Below are 2,671 nucleotides of genomic sequence, written 5' to 3'. Positions count from 1 at the left end.
GGCAATATGATGGATAAAAAGTTCAGATTTGTTTCGTTTTTATCTAAATAAATTATAAATAAGAACGCATATCAACGGTAAGTTCTTCTTCAATATTGATAAGTTTTTTAGCAATATCTTTTGACTTTTCATCGGCGGCTTTGTACTTGTTAAGATATTTGTGCAATGTTTTAACACCCATATTACAGCCGTCGGTGATAAGGTCGGCAATCGTATTATCCGAAGAATCGGCAGAAATTTTTATATTCGTTTTAAACCACGACATACCTTTAGCCATAGGATTAGGATCTTTGCCGTCGTCGTGGTATTTGTCAAGAAGTATTTGAATTTCATCTTGAAGTTGTTGGTGGTCTGATTTTGCTTTTTCAAGCATTTGCTTGAAATTACCGTTGTTTACATCACCGAGAACTTCTTCTATTGAATACACGCCCATTTTTATACCGGCGTCACATTCTCTTAAAAGTTTTACAGTATCTTGTTCTATCATAATATCACTCCTTTTGTGTATAGTAATAACCTTAAAAATGTATTTTATTCGGTAAATTGAGATATGATACATATATATTTTGGTAATATATCAAAATAATTTTAACTATGATGTTGAAATCGGTATATTTTTGATATATAATGTATTATTGGTAAAATATACGACTTGGAGGAAACATTCTATTATGAAAAAAATAATCTCGTTAATATCGGCATCAGTGATTTGTGCGTCGGTGTCTGCACCTGTTATGGCGGCAGGCTGGCAGAAACAGTATCCGTGGGCAAAGGAAAGCGTTGAATATTGTTTGGAAAACAATATAATTTCGGGTGACGAAACAGGTGACCTTATGCTCGGCGGAAATCTTACAAGAGAACAAATGGCGAAAATATTTACAGATACATTTAATTTACAATCGAATTCAGCAGTTCGATTTAATGATGTGGAAAAAAATAAGTGGTCATATAAATATGTACAGGCATTTCAAGATTATATGCCGAAAAAAGGCTCGTCATTTAACGGCGGTGAATATGTAACGCGTGAAGAATTTGCGGCGTCATTGGTAAAAGCAAGCGGTCAAAAGGCAGCTGACAGTTATACAATCACAAATTACAGCTTTAAAGACGCTCAAAGCGTTGATGACGCATATAAAAATTTGCTTGAAACCGCGGTAACAAATTTGTATATGCTTGGTGACAGTGGTAATATACGTCCGAAAGATTTGCTTACAAGAGCGGAGGCTTGTACGTTCCTTTACAGAGTGGTAAATCCTGCGGCAGACAAAACTTCAATCACAGGTAACGCACAGGTAACAGTTGAACAGGCACAGGCTTGGGCAAAGGCAAAAGGGGCACACCAAAGATTTATTGATATAGCACCGATTTATTGGTATTACGGAGAAGTTTTCGGAATCAGACCGGAAGTGATGTATGCGCAAGCCGGCAAAGAAACAGCATACGGAAATTACGGCGGCGCTGTATTGCCTGAAATGAATAACTGGGCAGGCATAAAAATTAAAAAACCGACAGGTGACAAAACAGAGGATCACGAAACTTTTGCAACACCTGAAGACGGTGTAAGAGCACATTATAATCATATGGCTGCGTATGTCGGACTTGCACCCGTAGGAGAGCCGCACGACAGATATTATGTTGTAAAGAGTATAGCTTGGGCAGGTACGGTAAAGTATGTCGAGCAACTTGGCGGACGTTGGTGTCCTGATATTAATTACGGATATGACATAATGACAATGGTTGAAAATATGTTGAAATACTAAAATACAAGGAGTAATTTATGATACTGCTTAATGGAAATAATATAAAGAAAATGTTTCTTGATGAAACGCTTTTTGACAGTGTATCGTTTAATGTTGACAGTAACGATAAAATCGGTTTTATCGGTGTAAACGGTGCGGGAAAATCAACCCTTTTTAAGATAATCACAGGTGATATGGATTATGATGAGGGTGAAATTTTTAAGAATAAAGGCTTGCGTGTCGGTTACCTTGATCAGTATTCCGTAAACGGCAGTGAAAAGAGTATATGGGAAGAAACTCTTACTGTGTTTGCCGATGTAATCGAAATGGAAAATCAGCTTGATGAAATTCGTTTCGATATAGAAAATAATAACGGCAATATTGACGAACTTGTAAAACGTCAAACTTCCTTACAGGAAGCATTTGCCGAACGTGACGGATTTTATTATAAATCAAAAGTTAAAAGCACACTTACGGGACTGGGCTTTTCGGAAGATGAATTTGACTTGTGCGTTGACAAATTGTCCGGCGGTCAAAAAACGCGTGTCGCACTCGGTAAAATTCTTTTGTCCGATGCAAATTTGTTGCTTTTGGACGAGCCGACAAACCATCTTGATATAGAGTCGGTTGAATGGCTTGAGGATTTCCTAAGAAACTATAGCGGTGCATTTATTGTAATATCGCACGACAGATATTTTCTTGACAGAGTTACGAACAAGACATTTGAACTTGAAAACGGTCGTTTCCGTTCGTATAACGGAAATTACAGTGCATATATGGCACAAAGGGAGATTGACAAAAAGACCGAACAGAGAAATTATGATAACACAATGCGTGAAATTCAGCGTCTTGAAAATGTTGTTGAGCAACAAAGACGTTGGGGCAGAGAGAAAAATATTAAAACCGCCGAAAGCAAAATGAAAGTTATCGAA

Annotated in this window: 2 protein-coding genes and 2 pseudogenes; 3 read left to right on the top strand and 1 reads right to left on the bottom strand. The window is 37.3% G+C overall.

Going from position 1 to position 2,671, the window contains the following annotated elements; genetic code table 11:
• Positions 1-52 precede the first annotated feature (52 nt).
• Positions 53-487, bottom strand: a complete 435-nt coding sequence (locus ACLTU0_RS09800) for a hypothetical protein (RefSeq protein ID WP_022229138.1) — start codon at positions 485-487, stop codon at positions 53-55.
• 184 nt (positions 488-671) lie between these two features.
• Here ACLTU0_RS09800 and ACLTU0_RS09795 point away from each other — a divergent pair, with 184 nt between their 5' ends.
• From ACLTU0_RS09795 to ACLTU0_RS09785, 3 genes and pseudogenes are all read left to right on the top strand, one after another.
• A complete protein-coding gene (locus ACLTU0_RS09795; protein ID WP_412322261.1) occupies positions 672-1,760 on the top strand; it encodes a glucosaminidase domain-containing protein in 1,089 nt (362 codons plus the stop codon).
• 17 nt (positions 1,761-1,777) lie between these two features.
• A pseudogene (locus ACLTU0_RS09790) lies at positions 1,778-2,381 on the top strand (ATP-binding cassette domain-containing protein); the annotation flags it as partial.
• Positions 2,357-2,671: pseudogene (locus tag ACLTU0_RS09785) on the top strand (ABC transporter ATP-binding protein); the annotation flags it as partial. The pseudogenes ACLTU0_RS09790 and ACLTU0_RS09785, both read left to right, overlap by 25 nt.

This window comes from Hominilimicola sp., from assembly GCF_046972485.1.
In the GTDB taxonomy this organism is placed as follows: Bacteria; Bacillota; Clostridia; order UBA1381; family UBA1381; genus Hominilimicola; species Hominilimicola fabiformis.
Note: the sequence above shows the minus strand (reverse complement) of the source record. Positions and strands in the feature narration are given on the sequence as shown.